12 protein-coding genes are annotated in these 15,928 nt (G+C 64.6%); 7 read left to right on the top strand and 5 right to left on the bottom strand.

The features are described 5' to 3' along the window. Positions 1 to 53: 53 nt before the first annotated feature. Together DIE29_RS03965 and DIE29_RS03960 are read right to left on the bottom strand one after the other, a co-directional pair. Positions 54 to 890, bottom strand: coding sequence for a carbon-nitrogen hydrolase family protein (locus DIE29_RS03965; RefSeq protein WP_102041055.1), 837 nt, complete (start codon positions 888 to 890; stop codon positions 54 to 56). A 14-nt stretch (positions 891 to 904) separates the two neighbouring features. Continuing rightward, on the bottom strand, positions 905 to 4,813 hold the full coding sequence (locus DIE29_RS03960) for a YhdP family protein (protein WP_114649282.1): 3,909 nt from the start codon (positions 4,811 to 4,813) through the stop codon (positions 905 to 907). Between the two features lie 158 nt (positions 4,814 to 4,971). Between DIE29_RS03960 and glnE the strand changes: the two genes are divergently transcribed. From glnE to DIE29_RS03935, 5 genes are all read left to right on the top strand, one after another. Beyond that, entirely contained in the window at positions 4,972 to 7,656 is a 2,685-nt protein-coding gene (gene glnE / locus DIE29_RS03955) for a bifunctional [glutamate--ammonia ligase]-adenylyl-L-tyrosine phosphorylase/[glutamate--ammonia-ligase] adenylyltransferase (protein WP_114650258.1), read from the top strand. 87 nt (positions 7,657 to 7,743) lie between these two features. Continuing rightward, a complete protein-coding gene (locus tag DIE29_RS03950) occupies positions 7,744 to 9,249 on the top strand; it encodes a CYTH and CHAD domain-containing protein (protein ID WP_108081013.1) in 1,506 nt (501 codons plus the stop codon). Between the two features lie 69 nt (positions 9,250 to 9,318). After that, a complete protein-coding gene (locus DIE29_RS03945) occupies positions 9,319 to 9,771 on the top strand; it encodes a SixA phosphatase family protein (protein ID WP_102041052.1) in 453 nt (150 codons plus the stop codon). A gap of 181 nt (positions 9,772 to 9,952) precedes the next feature. Beyond that, positions 9,953 to 10,507 (top strand): DUF2062 domain-containing protein, encoded by a 555-nt coding sequence (locus DIE29_RS03940; protein WP_102041051.1) that lies wholly within the window; start codon positions 9,953 to 9,955, stop codon positions 10,505 to 10,507. Positions 10,508 to 10,601: 94 nt separating this feature from the next. After that, on the top strand, positions 10,602 to 11,528 hold the full coding sequence (locus DIE29_RS03935) for a hypothetical protein (RefSeq protein ID WP_114649281.1): 927 nt from the start codon (positions 10,602 to 10,604) through the stop codon (positions 11,526 to 11,528). A gap of 102 nt (positions 11,529 to 11,630) precedes the next feature. On the opposite strand, the gene mnmA is transcribed toward DIE29_RS03935, so the two are convergent. Genes mnmA through DIE29_RS03920 form a run of 3 tightly spaced genes read right to left on the bottom strand, consistent with a single transcriptional unit; the run spans position 11,631 to position 13,880 of the window. Next, complete coding sequence (mnmA, locus tag DIE29_RS03930) at positions 11,631 to 12,728, bottom strand: tRNA 2-thiouridine(34) synthase MnmA (protein WP_114650257.1); 1,098 nt, start codon at positions 12,726 to 12,728, stop codon at positions 11,631 to 11,633. A 31-nt stretch (positions 12,729 to 12,759) separates the two neighbouring features. Next, a complete protein-coding gene (locus DIE29_RS03925; protein ID WP_114649280.1) occupies positions 12,760 to 13,428 on the bottom strand; it encodes a hypothetical protein in 669 nt (222 codons plus the stop codon). Then, entirely contained in the window at positions 13,425 to 13,880 is a 456-nt protein-coding gene (locus tag DIE29_RS03920; RefSeq protein ID WP_114649279.1) for an NUDIX hydrolase, read from the bottom strand. The genes DIE29_RS03925 and DIE29_RS03920 overlap by 4 nt, the downstream gene beginning before the upstream one ends. A 140-nt stretch (positions 13,881 to 14,020) precedes the next feature. On the opposite strand from DIE29_RS03920, the gene DIE29_RS03915 reads away from it, so the two are divergent. Beyond that, positions 14,021 to 14,869 carry a mechanosensitive ion channel family protein gene (locus DIE29_RS03915; protein WP_114649278.1) on the top strand — a complete coding sequence of 283 codons (849 nt, stop codon included), beginning with the start codon at positions 14,021 to 14,023 and terminating at the stop codon, positions 14,867 to 14,869. Between the two features lie 129 nt (positions 14,870 to 14,998). Then, complete coding sequence (locus tag DIE29_RS03910) at positions 14,999 to 15,919, top strand: branched-chain amino acid transaminase (RefSeq protein WP_114649277.1); 921 nt, start codon at positions 14,999 to 15,001, stop codon at positions 15,917 to 15,919. Positions 15,920 to 15,928 lie beyond the last annotated feature (9 nt).

Below are 15,928 nucleotides of genomic sequence, written 5' to 3'. Positions count from 1 at the left end.
CTGGGCTGCGCGGGTTGGCCCCGGCAGCGGTCAATACAATCGAGACTGCGCGGTCAGGCTGACAGGCAGCGATGGCGCAATGCGGGCAGGCTTTCGCGCACTGCGGCGATGCGCGCCGGGTCGAGGTCGGCCACCACCACCCCAGGCCCTTGCGCCTGGCAGGCCAATACCTCGCCCCAGGGGTCGATCACCATGCTGTGCCCCCAAGTCACCCGCCCGCTCGGATGGCGGCCGCCTTGCGCGGCCGCCAGCACATAGCACTGGTTTTCGATCGCGCGGGCGCGCAACAGCACTTCCCAGTGCGCGCGACCGGTGGTGTAGGTGAAAGCGGCCGGCAGAACGATCAGGTTGACCGCCCCCATTGCCCGGAAAAGCTCCGGAAAGCGCAGGTCGTAGCATATCGACAGCCCGGTGGGCCCGGCCGGCGATTCAAAGCGTACCACCTCACGGCCGGCCTCGATGGTTTGCGATTCATCGTAGCACTCCTCGCCCTTCTGAAAGCCGAACAAATGCACCTTGTCGTAACGCGCGATGCGCTCGCCGCGCGCGTCATAAACCAAGGTGCTGTTACGCACCTTGTCGGCAGCGCAAGCGGCCAGCGGGATGGTGCCGCCGACCAGGCACACTTGATGGCGCCGCGCGGTCTGGCGCAGAAAGTCCTGTAATGGCCCTTCGCCGTCGCGCTCGCGGATGCGTACCTTGGCGGTTTCGTCGGCAGTGATCAGCGGGAAATATTCCGGCAGTGCGATCAGACGGGCGCCGGCAGCGGCCGCTTCGGCCACCAATTGGCCCGCCACGCGCAAGTTCTCGGCCACATCCGGGCCGGAAACGGTTTGTATGGCGGCAATACGCACGCTGGGGGCGGCCGCGTCGGAAGGTAATGAAGTCATTGCGAAAGAGGAGCTCAAGGGCGCGGCGCGGCCGCGTCGGGTTGGTCGGACGGAGCTGGATTCGGCGCCGACGACACGGCGCTGCCGAGTTTTTCCACCATCGGCTCGCCCCAGGTGCCGGTAATCGCGTAATCGAAGGCCAGCAATTTTTCAAGCGGATCGTTCAGCGCCTTTTGCGCAAGATACGTCACCACCCCGGCGACCGGATTGATCAGCCCGGCGGCCGCGCCGATGGCCACCGATTCGCTCAGCGTCGGCTGCACGGTCACCCGCAGACGCTGTGTTTCCGCCGCCAGGTCGGCTTCGCCGCGTATGGCGATGCGCGCCGCCGGGCCGCGGATCAGCAGGTCATCGGTGTGCATGACGCCCGCGCGCACATCGATGCTACCGGAAACCCGGTCGAACACGAACCCTTCCGAGAATACGTCACGAAAATCCAAGGTCACGCGCCGCGGCAAAGCCTGTAGGCTGAGCACGCCCAGCAGGCGGCCGACCCCAGGTTCGAGCTTGTTGAATTGCCCCTTGGCGGCATCGATCTGCATGCTGCCGGCAAGCGACGGGTAATCGACCTTGACCGGCGCGCCCTGCCAGCCCAGTTTGCCGGTAAGCACCGCCTCGCCTTCGCGAATTGCGTCCGGATAACCCAGGCGCTGCAACAAGCCGCCAACGTCACTGGCTTCCAGACGGAAATCGAGCGCGGTATGTGAGGACGGACCGGGGCGCCACAGCCCGGAGCCGCTCAACCTTGCGTCCGCATTTCGCAGCGCCAAGGTGTCGAGCCGCCATTGGCCGCTGCGGTTGACCGCGCTCACCTCGAGTTCGCCCAGCGCCTTGTCGCCGAGTTCAAAGTTCTCGACCCGCAGATCGACCGCCGGCAGACGGCGCAGCGGTTCGTCCTCTGTCTGCCCCGATGTGGTCGGATGTTCGTCGGTTGTAAGCCGCAGACGCTCGAGGCGCGCCCGCAACGCCCCTTCCCCGCCGGAGAACCATTCGAATTGGCCACTGGCTTCCCGGCTGGCAATCTGTCCGCGCCAGTTGCCCGACTGGGCGCTGGCCCGCAACGCGACCTGGTTGAGCTTGCGGCCAAAAGCGCGCACCTGTTCGGCTTCCAGCCGCAGACCGGCCAGCGGCAGCGCCGGCGCAGCACTAGCCGGATCCGCGACGGGTGTGTATAGCGCCCGGCGCCAGGCATCCAGGTCCAGCGTCTTGAGCCGCGCATCGACCATCACTCCATCCTCGGCGCTGGGCAGCGGCCGGAACACGCCCAGGCCGCCGCGCTCGACCGCCCAGCCCAGCGGTGTGCTTAGACGCAGCAGCGCCAGCTCGAAACGGTCGGTCACGCTGGCTCGGATACGTTGGCGCGCACCGCCGTCCAAGCCCGCCCATTCGACACGCAACGGCCAAGCCTGGTCGGCGGGCTTGTTCAACGGCTCCGGCAGGCTGGAGCCGATGCCCAGCAGATCGGAATGCACCGTCACGCTGACACCTTCGCGGCGCAGCGCGATCTCCGCCCGCCAGGGCGCGCTACCGGACAGATGATTCAGCGCCGGCCAGTCCATTTCGCCACGCAGCGCGGACACCGCCAAAGTACCGGCGGCCTTGAAACCGACCACGCCATCCCGGTCGGTACGGGCGGTCAGCGTGAGCGGGCCGCCGAGCACGCGCGCTTTGGCCTGCGGGATGGTCAATGAGTCGCCGGTGAAACGCAGCAGTCCGGCGGCAGACTGCAAGGGCGGCAAGCCCTGTACCACCCACAGGCGATTGTCGGCAAACCGGTATTGCCCTTCGACCGTGGTGTCGGCCACATGGCGTAAAGGCATCACCAAGCTAAGTTCCAGGGTACCCACGCCCTCGGCACGCATACCGTCGGTTACCCGGCCGATGCGCTGTGCCACCGGACTTTCGGACACAAAACGCAGAAAATCGGCGGTCGGCCCAACCGCGCGGCCGCGCAGCGTCATGATCTCACCGTCATGCGCCATCAAGCTGGGAATCGTCGCGTGGACCTCGGACAGACGCACGCCGAAGATACTGCCGCGCTCGGCGGTAAGCGCCATGCGATCGCCCTCGAAGCGCAGCTCACCGTCGATGGCGTCGATCGCTGGCCAGCCGGGGGCGTATTCCAGGCGTGCGCCAGCAATCCTCGTGGTGACCAGAAACTGCCCGTCGGCGCCCTGGCTGAACGGAAAATCGGCAAGATTGCCGCGCAACCGCAGGCGCGCCTCGGGCGCAGTGCCGCCAACGATGCTGCGGCGTAGCCAGTCGCGGGTATCCTGATTGACCGCCAGCGGCATGTAACGCCATACCGCCGCACCGTCGGCCTGCTGCAAGCGCGCGGAAAGATCGATTATGCCCGGCCCGCCGGCCACCGGCCGGTAACGCCCGGCGGCCCAACCGCTGGCATCGGCATTGCTGAACGAGGCCTGATCGAGGACAAGCTCCAACGCGCCATCGCGCCGCGACCAGCCGCCTTCGGCGCGCAGACTGGATAGCGCCAGACGGGGCTCGGGAAACACCGCGGGAAGATCGATCCATGCCTGCTCGCCGGAAATACGAAAGCGTCCCGCCTGTTCGTTGCCGTCGATCTCACCGGACAATCCGCCCAGCCCCGGCAGAGCATCTTGTGCGCTCAGGCCGATATCTTGAAACACGGCCTTGATCGACCAGCCCTGCGGCGCGGCCAGTGCTCCCCGCCAAGCGATGCGCACCGCACTGGCCAGGCCGCGCGGATCGAAGGCCGCCAGACGACGACGCACCATGTCGTCCAGCGGCAAGTGCGCCAATAGCCGCGCCAAGGCCGCGAAATCCAGCCGATTGACGCGAAGCTCACCTTCGGACGCCGGATGCTGCCAGTCGCCCTCCGGGCCGCGCAGCGAAAGGTCGATATCCACTGGCGCCAAGGTCACGCCGTCTCCGGTGCGCAAGGTCAGCGAGCGAGTCTGTATGCTTGCGCCATCGGCCGAGCGCCGTAGCGACACCTGCCCGCGCAGGCTGTGCAGATCGAGTTCGGGCAGATCGGGCGCCAGCCGAGTGCGTACCCGGTCGAGCGCAAGACGAACGCTGAGGCTGCGCCGATGATCGGCTTCCAAGTCGATCCAGGCGCGCAAACCGCCGCTGCCGACGATTTGCACCGGATAGTCGATCCAAGGTCGCCAAGCGCCCAGCTCGGCGCGATCGAGGGCCAGATACAGTTGCCCGCGCAACCGGCTCCAATCCTGCGCCTCAGCGCCGCTCAGATCGCCGCGCAAATCCAAGCGGGAAGCCAACTCGACCGGCGGCTCGGCCAGCAGGCCAAACCGGTAGCGGGCGCCACGCCGATCGAGCCGCACCGACACCTTCTCCAGACGCAGTTCCGGCGCCCCGCGCAGATCGTCGCGCCAAACGAGCGACGCATCGCGTACCGATATTTCCCGCTGCGCGAGCAGCCAGGCCAGCGAACCGCCCGACCCGGCCGCCGCAGCATCGACCGGCAAACCGGCCACGAACAGACGGCCATCGGGCGCGCGGCGCACACCTAGCTGCGGGGACAAAATTTCCAGGCGATAAAAATACGGCTGCAGCCGCAGAAGCGAATACCATGCCAGCACCGCTTCGACCCGCTCCAAACGCAAGGCGGCGTGACCATCAGGGTCGCTGATCAGCAAACCGCCGATGTGAAGCTGCGGCCGCAGGCCGGCCCACTCGGCCGACAAACTGTCGATGGTAACTGGCAAGCCGATCGCGTCTGCCAACGCCTGAGCGATCTCCAAGCGATACTCACCGATGCGCGGCGTAACGACTTCGCGCAGGGTCAAGAACAGCCCGCCGACTACGAAATAGGCCACGGTCAGCGCACATAGCAGACGCTTTGCCCACCGCGAGCGCGCGCAGACGACGCCCCCCTGGCGCGGGGCACTGGCAAGCGGATCGGCGGGAACGGTCATCGATACGGACTCTTGGACAAACAGCGCGGACAGCCTGGGCGCTGTCCGACAAGCGGGGCTGCAACTACAATCGGCAACAGTCGCCGTATCCGCCGACCCGCGTGGCGCGCCGCGCCACGGCGCACGATTCTACCAACAATGACGAGGCAGAAACGCCCATGTCCTGTGACCTTTCCGCCCTACCCGACGACGTCCGCCACGCCGCCGACCTGTCACGCTTTTTGCGCCGCATGCTCGACAGCCGGCCCTGGCTGGGTGCGCAGCTTGCCGCGCACCTGGATCATCCGATCGACGCCGAGGCCATGCAGACGTTCCTTGCCGAGCGCGGCGTTTGCGCCGACCGGCTCAAGCCGGCGCTGCGTGAGCTGCGCACTTGGGTAATCTGCCATGTGCTGACACGCGACTTGGCCGGCCGAGCAGATTTGCACGAAGTCACCGAAACCATGACCGTACTGGCCGAAGTCGCGGTGCGCACTGCCCATGACCTACTGTGTGAAGCCCTGGTCGAACGCCACGGTCAGCCGCTGTCGCCTACCGGCTGGGCCCAGGAGCTCATCATCATCGGCATGGGCAAGCTGGGCGGGCGCGAGCTGAACGTGTCCTCCGACATCGATCTGATCTTCGTCTATCCCGAAGACGGCGACACCGGCGGCATGAAGGTGATCAGCAATTTCGAGTTCTTTGAAAAACTCGGCAAACAGATCATCCAGGCACTGGCCGAAGTCACCGAACATGGACAGGTGTTCCGGGTGGACATGCGCCTGCGCCCCAACGGCGACTCCGGCCCGCTGGTGTGCTCCTTCGACATGTTGGAAAACTATTTCATCACCCAGGGACGCGAATGGGAGCGCTACGCCTGGATCAAGGCGCGGGTGCTGGCCGGCGAACGCTGGCCGGAACTGGAGGCGATCGCCCGGCCTTTCGTGTTCCGCAAATACCTCGACTTTGGCGCCATCAACGCCATGCGTGAGCTGCACGCGCAAATCCGCCGCGAAGTCGCTCGCCGCGACCGGGCCAACAACATCAAGCTCGGGCCCGGTGGCATCCGCGAAATCGAATTCATTGCCCAGGTCTTCCAACTGATCCGCGGCGGGCGCGAACCTGGCCTGCAAATCCGCCCCACCTTGACAGTGCTCGCCGGACTGGCCGAGCGCGGCATTCTGGCAGCCGATGCGGTGGCCGCATTATCCGCCGCCTATGTTTTTCTGCGCCGCCTGGAGCATCGCTTGCAATATCTGGACGACGCGCAAACCCACGACCTGCCCGACAACGACACCGACCGTGCGCTGATCGCCCGCGCCATGGGCTGCGCCGACTGGAGCGCGCTGCTCGCAGAACTGGACCGTCACCGCAGCATCGTCAGCCGCCATTTCAATGATGTCTTTGGCGACCCCAGCGACGGCGAGCACGCTCTGAACGACGTATGGGCCTGCGCCGGCGACACCGAACAATGTCTGCCCATGCTGGCCGAACTCGGTTACCGCGATCCGCAAGCGGCCGCCGAGCGCCTGGCCGCCATCCGTAACGCCCCGCGCTATCGACAATTGCCCAACAACATCCGCAGCCGCTTCGACGCACTGATGCCACGGGTGGTAGAGGTTGCCGCGCACGGCAAGACGCCGGACGACACCCTGGCGCGCTGTCTGGACCTGATGGAGGCCATCAGCCGGCGCGGCGCTTACCTTGCCTTGCTGCAACAGTACCCACAAGCCCTAAGCCGGGTCGCGGAGTTGGTCGGCGCCTCACGCTGGGCGGCACAGTTTCTTACCCGCCACCCCATCCTGCTCGACGAACTGCTCGACGACCGCAACCTGGACGCTGCACCCAATTGGGCCGCGTTTCACGACGAACTCGCCGCCCAGCTCGAGACCATCGAACCCGACATGGAGCGGCAGATGGACCTGATGCGCGAGCAACACCACGCCCGCGTTTTCCGCCTCCTTACCCAGGACATCGCCGGCGTGCTCACCGTGGAGCGGCTTGCCGATCACCTGTCCGCGCTGGCCGACTTGATGCTGGCGCTGACCATCCGCCTGTGCTGGCGCAAAATAAAAATCCGCCACTGCGAAACGCCGAAGTTTGCGGTGATCAGCTACGGCAAGCTCGGCGGCAAGGAACTTGGCTACGCCTCGGATCTGGACATCGTCTTTCTTTATGACGATGACGCGCCGGAAGCGGCCGAGGTCTATGCGCGCCTTGCCCAACGCATCAACACCTGGCTGTCCAGCCAGACTGCGGCGGGCATTCTGTTTGAAACCGACCTGCGCCTGCGCCCGAACGGCGACGCCGGACTGATCGCCTGCTCGCTGGAATCCTTCCGCAAGTACCAGCTCGAATCGGCCTGGGTATGGGAGCATCAGGCACTTACCCGCGCACGCTTTTCCGCGGGCGATCCGGCGCTGGGCGCGGCGTTCGAGCGCATTCGCGAAGAAGTCCTGCAGCTGCCGCGCGATTTGGGCCAGTTGCGCGGCGAAGTGCTGGCCATGCGTCAGAAGATGCGTGAGGCGCACGCTGGCAAGAGCACGCTGTTCGATCTCAAGCATGACCCCGGCGGTCTGATCGACGTGGAATTCCTCGTCCAGTATCTAGTGCTGGGCCACGCCCATGCCCACCCGCAGCTCACCGGCAATCTGGGCAATATCGCGCTGCTGCGCATCGCCGGCGAACTGGGGTTGATTCCGCCCGCGCTTGCCACTGCCTGCGCCAATAGCTATCGGCAACTGCGCCGTTTGCAGCACCGCCAGCGCCTCAACGACCGCCCCTCGCGCGTCGACCCCGAGGAAGCCAGCGAATTACGCGAACCCGTGCTGGCCCTGTGGCAAAAAGTCTTCGAAGAGCTTTGAGGCGTCCCTGGCAGGCCATGCGCCCTTCTATGCCTGTAATATTTACGCGCATGACGAACAGCCATAGGGGCGCATACAATGCGCGCCATGAGTCAGGAAATCGAACTCAAGCTGAGCCTGCCGGCCAGATCGTTATCCGCGCTGCGCCGTCATCCACTGGTGGCCGCGGCACAAAAGCTCGGCCCGAGCGCTACCCTGGATAACACCTATTACGACACAGCCGATCTCGCCCTCAAAGCGCGCAAGGTTGCCGTACGCACCCGCCGTCAGGGGCGCGCTTGGCTGCAGACGGTCAAATGTGCCGCACCCTCTGCCGGCGGGCTGAGCACTCGCCCCGAATGGGAACAACCGTTTTCGGGCGACTTCGATTTTTCGGCCGTGACCGATCCCGCCACCGCCCGCCTGCTTGCCAAGCATAGAGCCGCGCTGGTGCCGGTCTTTACCACCCGTTTCCGCCGCGAAACCCGCCTGTATGCGCCGGGCGATGGCGTGGAAATCCTGCTGATGATCGACCGCGGCGACATTCGCGCCGGCGAGCGCACCGCGCCCATCTGCGAACTGGAGCTGGAGCTGCGCAGCGGACAGCCGGCCGATCTGCTTGAGCTGGCGCTCGAGCTGGCGCGCAGCCTGCCGCTGGTGCCCAGCGATCTGTCCAAGGCCGAGCGCGGCTACCGCCTGTTCCTGAACCAGCCGCTCGAGCCGCTGCGCGCCGAACCCTCGCGCCTGCGTGCCGACATGAACCCGGTCGACGCTTTTCGCGACCTGGCCTTTGCCTGCCTGCGTCAGTGGCAAGGCAATGTTGCCGGCGCGGCACTTACCGATGAGCCGGAATTCATCCACCAGTTGCGTGTTGCGCTGCGCCGCCTGCGCTCGCTGTTACGCCTGTTTGCGCCAGCGCTGCCGCCCGGCTTTGTGGATGAGTGGAACGAGGCGCTGCGTGACACCGCCAACCGCTTCGGCGATGCCCGCGACCTGGATGTCCTTTACGAAGACCTGCTCGCGCCGGTGGTGGCCGACGGGCTCATCGCGGGCGATGCCCTGCCCCGGCTGCTGGCAACAGCCCGCGGCGCGCGTGACCGGGCACGTGCTGACGCGGTGCGCAATCTCGATGCCGCCGCCCAGGGACGCCTGATGCTGGCGTTCAGCCTCGCCCTGTATCGTTTGCCCAGCAGCACGCTCATTGGCGCCGCCGATCTCACCACCTTTGCACGTTTGCAACTGACCCGCTTGCGCAAAAAAGCCCGCCGTCGCTTCGAAGCGTCGGCCAGCCTCATTCCTGCTCACCTGCATGCGCTGCGCATCGCCCTCAAACGGCTGCGCTACGGCGTGGAGTTCTTCGCCCCCTTGTTCCCGGCAAAGCAGGTCGAACGCTATCTCGACGCCCTAGCCCGCGCGCAAACCCGGCTGGGTTTTCTCAATGATGTAGACGTCGCTCGCGCTCGGCTGGAGAACTGGTCAGCCGGAGATGAAGCGCTACGCTCGGCAGCCGCTTTCATCGTCGGCTGGCATGGCCCGCGCTACGCCCGCCTGCGCGGTTGCATACAGCAGGAGATCAAGCCGCTGCTGTGGGGCCGGACGCCCTGGCGCCAATAGGGCATCGGCCTTCACATCGGCGTAATACCGTCCGCGTAGAGTCGGCGCCCATTTCGACTGGAGGAGCGTATGGATTTGCTGCTGTGGCGTCACGCCGAAGCCGTAGATGGCACCCCCGACCATGCCCGTGAACTCACCGAACGCGGACACAAGCAGGCGCGGCGGATCGCTGCCTGGCTGCGCGAGCATCACCCCAAGCGTCTGACCATCCTGTGCAGCCCGACGGTACGCACCCGCCAGACCGCCGCCGCTTTCAGCGACGCGTTCGAAGTCGTCAGCGCCCTGGGGCCCGACGGCAACGTCGCCGGCCTGCTCGCCGCCACCGGCTGGCCGGATTCGAGTGGCGCGGTGCTGGTAGTCGGACACCAACCGGCGCTCGGGCGCATGGCAGCGCTATTGCTGTCCGGCGCCGAGGCGCCCTGGACCATCAAGAAAGGCGCGCTGTGGTGGTTTACCAACCGTGTGCGCGACGGCGAAACCCAAACCGTGTTGCGAGCGGTGATTTCTCCGGATTTCTGCTGAAATCCTATTTGCGCCGCCGCGGGATTTTGCCCCGCAACTCGTGGTCTATTGGCTCGAACGGCGTCTGTATCACCGCAGGCAGGCATCGACACCAGGGCGCCGGGCACCGTCCGCGCTCGACAAGGACTGTTGTGCTTTGCCGCGCTTGTCGTAAGATGTCGGATCATTGCCATTGACCGCCATGTTCGATCGCTTTTTGCCCACTCAGGACAGCATCAAGCAAAGCCGCCTGCTGCGCTGGCTGGGCCCGCGCTTGCACGACCCATCCCTGTGGCGGATCAACCGCCGTGCGGTCGCCAAGGGGGTCGCCATCGGCGCCTTTTTCGGCCTGATGATTCCAGTGGCCCAAATTCCGGCAGCGGCGGTGGCCTCGTTGTTCTGGCGTGCCAACCTGTGGATTGCGGCCGTCTCCACGCTGATCAGTAACCCCTTCACCTACGCCCCCATCTATTACTTCGCCTACCAACTCGGCGCCGCCCTGCTGGGCCGTCATGCCGGCACCGACCCTGCGCTGGCCGAGGCCAAGGCCGAACAGGCCATGGCGGCGCTATCCTGGTTCGACAATCTGTGGCACTGGATCACCGGCATTGGGCAACCGCTGGTGTTGGGTATGCTGGTGATGGCGGTGGTCGGCGCGGTGACCGGCTATGTCCTTGCGCACCTGGTCTGGCGGATCAAAGTCGTGATCAAGCGTCGCCGGCAGCGGGCTGCGCGCGGGCTGCGTCCGGTGCTCTGATACAGCGGGTGGGCGGTGTGAGCTCGTCCAACCGCTGCCACAACAGGCCGACTGTCGCCAGCCTGTTTCGCTCGGATCCTTCAGCCTGTCTTCGATGAACACTCCGATCGCAAACGGCACCGTGCGCGAGATCGACGGTGTCAAACGCATCCATTACGACGGCTACTGGATCAAGATGTACGATCCGCCGGTCGATAGCCTGCAAGCCAAAAAAGCGCTGATCGGCGCACTGACCCGTCGCCTGTTCAACCATGTCGAACACGGTATCAACATCCCGGGGCGTCGCGTGGGCGAAGCGCGCGCGGCTTTTCAGGCCGAAACCGACCCGGCCCGCCGCCGGGTCAAAGGGGCCATGCTCGCCGGCGCGTTGTTCAACCGCGCCACCGACATCTTCACCAAACTGGTGGAACTTCAAGAACAGGGCGTGGAGATCGATCAAGATAACGCGCTGATGCGCGAATGCGGGGCCTGTTTGCAAGAAGCCCTGTCCTTGGGACGCCTGGTTTTGCACCGCAGTGGCGAAGAGGGCATCGACGAATTGTGGGGCGAACCCTTCCGCGCCTTCTCGATCCCGGTCGAGGCCTTCTACGAGAGCCGCTACATCAAGATCGCTCAGACCATGCGCGACATCGACCGCATCGCCCAGACCATGATCGACACCCTGGCCTGTCAGCCGCTGTTTCACGGCGCTGAGGCGCTAATGCGCCGCTATGCGGAGGTCGCCAAACACAAATGCGAAACGCTGCGTACCGATGAGGCAATTTTCGATGTCTGGGCAGATTTCGTGGTCGCCGCCGAACGGCTCGGCGGCTTCGCTGCGCAAGCTGCCGCCAACGCCCCGCCGGCCAAACAGCAGCAAGCGGCCGACGGCCAGCGCCTGATCGGCCAGGGCCGCGATCTAATCGCTTACATCACCCGTGCGCGGGTGCCGATGCCCAAGAGCACACGTGAGTTCATCGAGCGCTGTACGCTGTTCGACGCCGGCTGCCGTGCCGAGGCCCACGCCACACCGCCGGCCTAGTGCGCAAAGCCGGATGACAACCGGTGAGCCGCGCCGAGCTGGAAGTGCTCACCGTAGGCAAATGGCCGGACAACCTTCGCCCGTCGGCACAGCCGGACCGAATCAAACGATCACGCCACCGCCCAGGCACACCTTGGACTCGTACACCACCACGCTTTGGCCCGGGGTCAGCGCCCATTGCGGCTGGGCGAAGACGATTTGCGCGCGTCCGTCGGCGATGCTATCGATCTGGCACGGTTGATCCGGGGTGCGGTAGCGCGGTTTAGCGGTATACACCCAGTGGGTGTGCGGATCGCGTCCGGCAATCCAGTTGAGATCGGTGGCCACCAGGCGGTCTTTGAGGAGCGCCGGATGATCGTGGCCCTGCACCACGTAGAGCACATTGCGGTCGATGTCTTTGGCGGCCACATACCAGGCTTCGTGCTCGCCAGCGGCGTCCTGATTGCCCTTGATCCCGCCGATATGCAAGCCCTTGCGCTGGCCGATGGTGTGATACATCAGCCCTTGATGTTCGCCCAGCACCCGCTCATCGTCCAGGCAGCGGATCTCGCCCGGCTTGGTCGGCAGGTAACGCATCAGGAACTCGCGAAAAGGGCGCTCGCCGATGAAGCAGATGCCGGTGGAGTCTTTCTTGGTCGCCACATGCAAGCCGGCTTGTTCGGCGATCTTGCGCACCTCGCGCTTGTATAAACCACCCAACGGAAACAAGGTCTTGGACAGCTGTTCCTGGGTAAGACGGTAAAGGAAGTAGCTCTGGTCCTTGGTGCCGTCCTCGGCCTTGAGCAACTGGTATTCAGTGCGCCCGTCGTTGATCCATTCGCGCACTTGGGCATAGTGCCCGGTGGCGATACGGTCTGCCCCCATTTGCATGGCGTGATCGAGAAAGCAGCGGAACTTGATCTCGGCATTGCACAGAACATCCGGGTTGGGGGTACGCCCGGCTTGATATTCGCGCAGAAAATCGGCAAACACGCGCTGCTTATACTCGGCGCTGAAGTTCACCACTTCCAGGTCGATGCCGATCACGTCGCACACCGAAGCCACGTCCACCAAGTCCTGACGGGTGGAACAGTACTGCTCATCGTCGTCATCTTCCCAGTTCTTCATGAACAGGCCGGTGACCTGATAACCCTGCTGCTTGAGCAGCAGCGCAGTCACCGAAGAATCCACTCCGCCGGACATGCCGACCACCACTTTCATGCCCTGCGGATCGGTGCCGGGCTTTACGACGTTATTGGACATTGGGTCCGTCTCCATTCAACCAATCTGCCAACGGCAGCACCACTGCCGGCTCGCCGTTGTTGACGAACCAGCTATCCACCGCAAATTGCGCGCCCGGATTGCCCGGCGGTGGCACGGGCGGAGGCGGGATGTCGGCGAGCACCCCGGGATCGTCGCAGAAAAAAAGCATTAAGCCGACATGGTCCGGCACCTTGACCGGCGCGGCAAGCGGGGCGGGCGGGGCGAGCTCTTCGATGACCGCGGCAAAATGCTGGAAAAGAAAACGGCTGCGACGCGCCGGCGCAAGCACCTTGTGATAGCGCAGACTGCCCCGTGCGGCCAGCAATTCGAGCAACGCAGTGGTGCTGGTCGAGTGGTCGATGCAATCCATACGGCCATGCACCCCCCAATCGGCCAGGTTGCCGGCGCGGTCCGCCCCCACTGGCGATCGCTCGCCGGCAATGCGGTACAACCCGCCGAGCACGCCAGCCAGCAGCGCACGCTCCTCGGCCGCACTGCCGGCTTGGCGCAGGCGGGCATCGGCCGCCTCCAGCTCGTCGTCGGCAAACACCACCTGCGCCCGCTCGGCGCAACCGTAGTTGTAGCAAACGGCGACGGTCGCATCGGCCTGCGCCGACAGCGCCGCCACAGCCAACCAAATGCCGCACAGCCGCCTCATGCGTCGTAGTGGCGAATCAGCTCCAGCGCATAGCGGCGACCGGCCAACCAATCGTCCACGCACTGCATCACCAGCGGACTGCGATGGCGCTCGCGGCAAGCGCGCATCTCGTCCGGGGTGAGCCACACTGCCCGCACGATGCCGGTGTCCAGCACGCGGCCCGGCTCCTGGCCACTGACCCGGCCGCCAAACGCAAAGCGCAAATAGGTCAGATCGCCTTGCGGACGCGGCCATTGGTAAATACCAACCAGATATTCGGGCACGAAGTGGTACGCGGCTTCTTCCAATGTTTCGCGCACACTGGCGGCTGGTAACGATTCTCCCGCTTCCAAATGTCCGGCCGGCTGGTTGAAACGCAGCCCCTCGGCGGTCTCTTCCTCCACCAGCAAAAAGCGTCCGTCGCGCTCGATGACTGCCGCCACGGTCACATTGGGTTTCCAGTCCCGCGCCATCGTCTGCATCCGTGCAAAGCCGCGATTCTAGCGCGTAAAGGCGGTCATCGCGCGCGCAGGATCAGGCGCCTTGCGGTTTGCGCTGCCGCGCTCAAGTGCGACAATCGGCAAGCCCGAGACGATTACAGCGAGGAGTTCCGATGGAAGACGTAAACAGCATGTTCAACCGCATGCAAGAAACCTGGCTGCCGATACTCATGCAGTACGGCGGCCGGCTGCTGCTCGCCTTGCTGACCCTGATGATCGGCTGGTGGCTGGTCGGCAAACTCAACCAAGGCCTGCTGGCCCTGCTGGCCAGACGTGGCGTCGACCCGACACTGCATGGCTTTCTGGGCAGTCTGCTGGGCATCGTATTGAAAATTCTGCTATTGGTCAGCGTGGCCGGCATGGCGGGGGTGGAAACCACTTCATTCATCGCCATGATCGGCGCTGCAGGCTTGGCCATCGGTTTGGCGCTGCAGGGCAGCCTGTCGAATTTTGCAGGCGGCGTGCTGATCTTGATCTTCCGTCCCTTCAAAGTGGGCGAATACATCGAAGCCCAAGGCATGGGCGGCACCGTCAGCCAAATCCAGATTTTTCACACCGTCTTGCTGACCCCGGACAACAAAACCGTGGTGATTCCAAACGGAATTCTATCCAACGGCAGTGTGGTCAATTACTCGCGCCAGGAAACCCGCCGGGTGGATTTGAACATCGGCATTGCCTATGACGACGACGTGAAGCTGGCGCGCAGCATTTTGCTGGAACTCGCCCACGCAGACCCGCGTGTGCGCAAAGACCCCGCGCCCGTAGTGTGGCTGGCCGCACTGAGTGAGAGTTCGGTGAATCTTTCGCTGCGCATGTGGACTGGCACCGCGGACTTCTGGCCGACCTATTTCGAACTGCAAGAGCTGGCCAAAGAACGCCTGGAGGCGGCCGGAATCACCATTCCCTTCCCGCAGCGCACCGTGCACCTGGTCCAAGGCCGTGCGCCAGCGGCCGCCAATTGAAGAACGTGACCAGCGCCCCCATCCGTGTGCCGCCCCAGTGCGGCACACGGGCTTTGGGTTAGAATTGCGCGCCTACCCCCGCCGGCTGGCGGGTAACTCGCACAACCCAATACGCTGGAGATTCAGATCATGTCGATGGCAGACCGCGACGGTTTCATTTGGCAAGACGGCAAACTCGTTCCGTGGCGCGAAGCCACCACCCATGTGCTGACCCACTCCCTGCACTACGGCTTGGCCGTATTCGAAGGGGTGCGCGCCTACAAGACCGCACGGGGTACCGCGATCTTCCGGCTGGCCGAACACACCCAGCGCCTGATCAATTCGGCCAAGATCTACATGATGCAGATTCCCTTCAGCAAGGAAGAGCTGATGGAAGCGCAAAAAGAAGTGGTGCGCGCCAACAAGCTCGAATCCTGCTATCTGCGTCCCCTGGCTTTCTACGGCTCGGAAAAGATGGGCATCTCCACAATCGGCGCCTCGGTGCATGTAGCCATCGCCGCTTGGCCCTGGGGCGCTTATCTGGGTGAAGAAGGACTGGAAAAAGGCATCCGGGTAAAGACCTCCTCCTACACCCGCCACCATGTCAATGCCACCATGCCGCGGGCCAAGGTTGCCGCCACCTACCCCAATTCCATCCTTGCCAATCTCGAAGTCACCCGGCAAGGCTACGATGAAGCCTTGTTGCTGGACACGCAGGGCTTTGTCGCCGAAGGCGCCGGGGAAAACCTGTTCATCGTCAAAGACGGCCAGATCTTTGAACCCGAAATCGCCTCGGCATTGACCGGTATTACCCGCGACTCGGTAATCCAAATCGCCCGTGAGTTTGGCATGACGGTGCAGGCCAAACGCCTGACCCGCGACGACATCTATCTGGCCGACGAAGCTTTCTTTACCGGCACCGCGGCCGAGGTCACGCCGATCCGCGAGCTCGATGACCGCATCATCGGCGAAGGCAAGCGCGGCCCGATCACCACCCGCATCCAGGCGCGTTTTTTCGATGTGGTCAATGGCCGCGCGCCGGAATATGAACACTGGCTTGCCTACGTCTGAAAGAGGTCC

The sequence above is a fragment of the Pseudothauera hydrothermalis genome, from assembly GCF_003345255.1.
Lineage (GTDB): Bacteria > Pseudomonadota > Gammaproteobacteria > Burkholderiales > Rhodocyclaceae > Pseudothauera > Pseudothauera hydrothermalis.
Note: the sequence above shows the minus strand (reverse complement) of the source record. Positions and strands in the feature narration are given on the sequence as shown.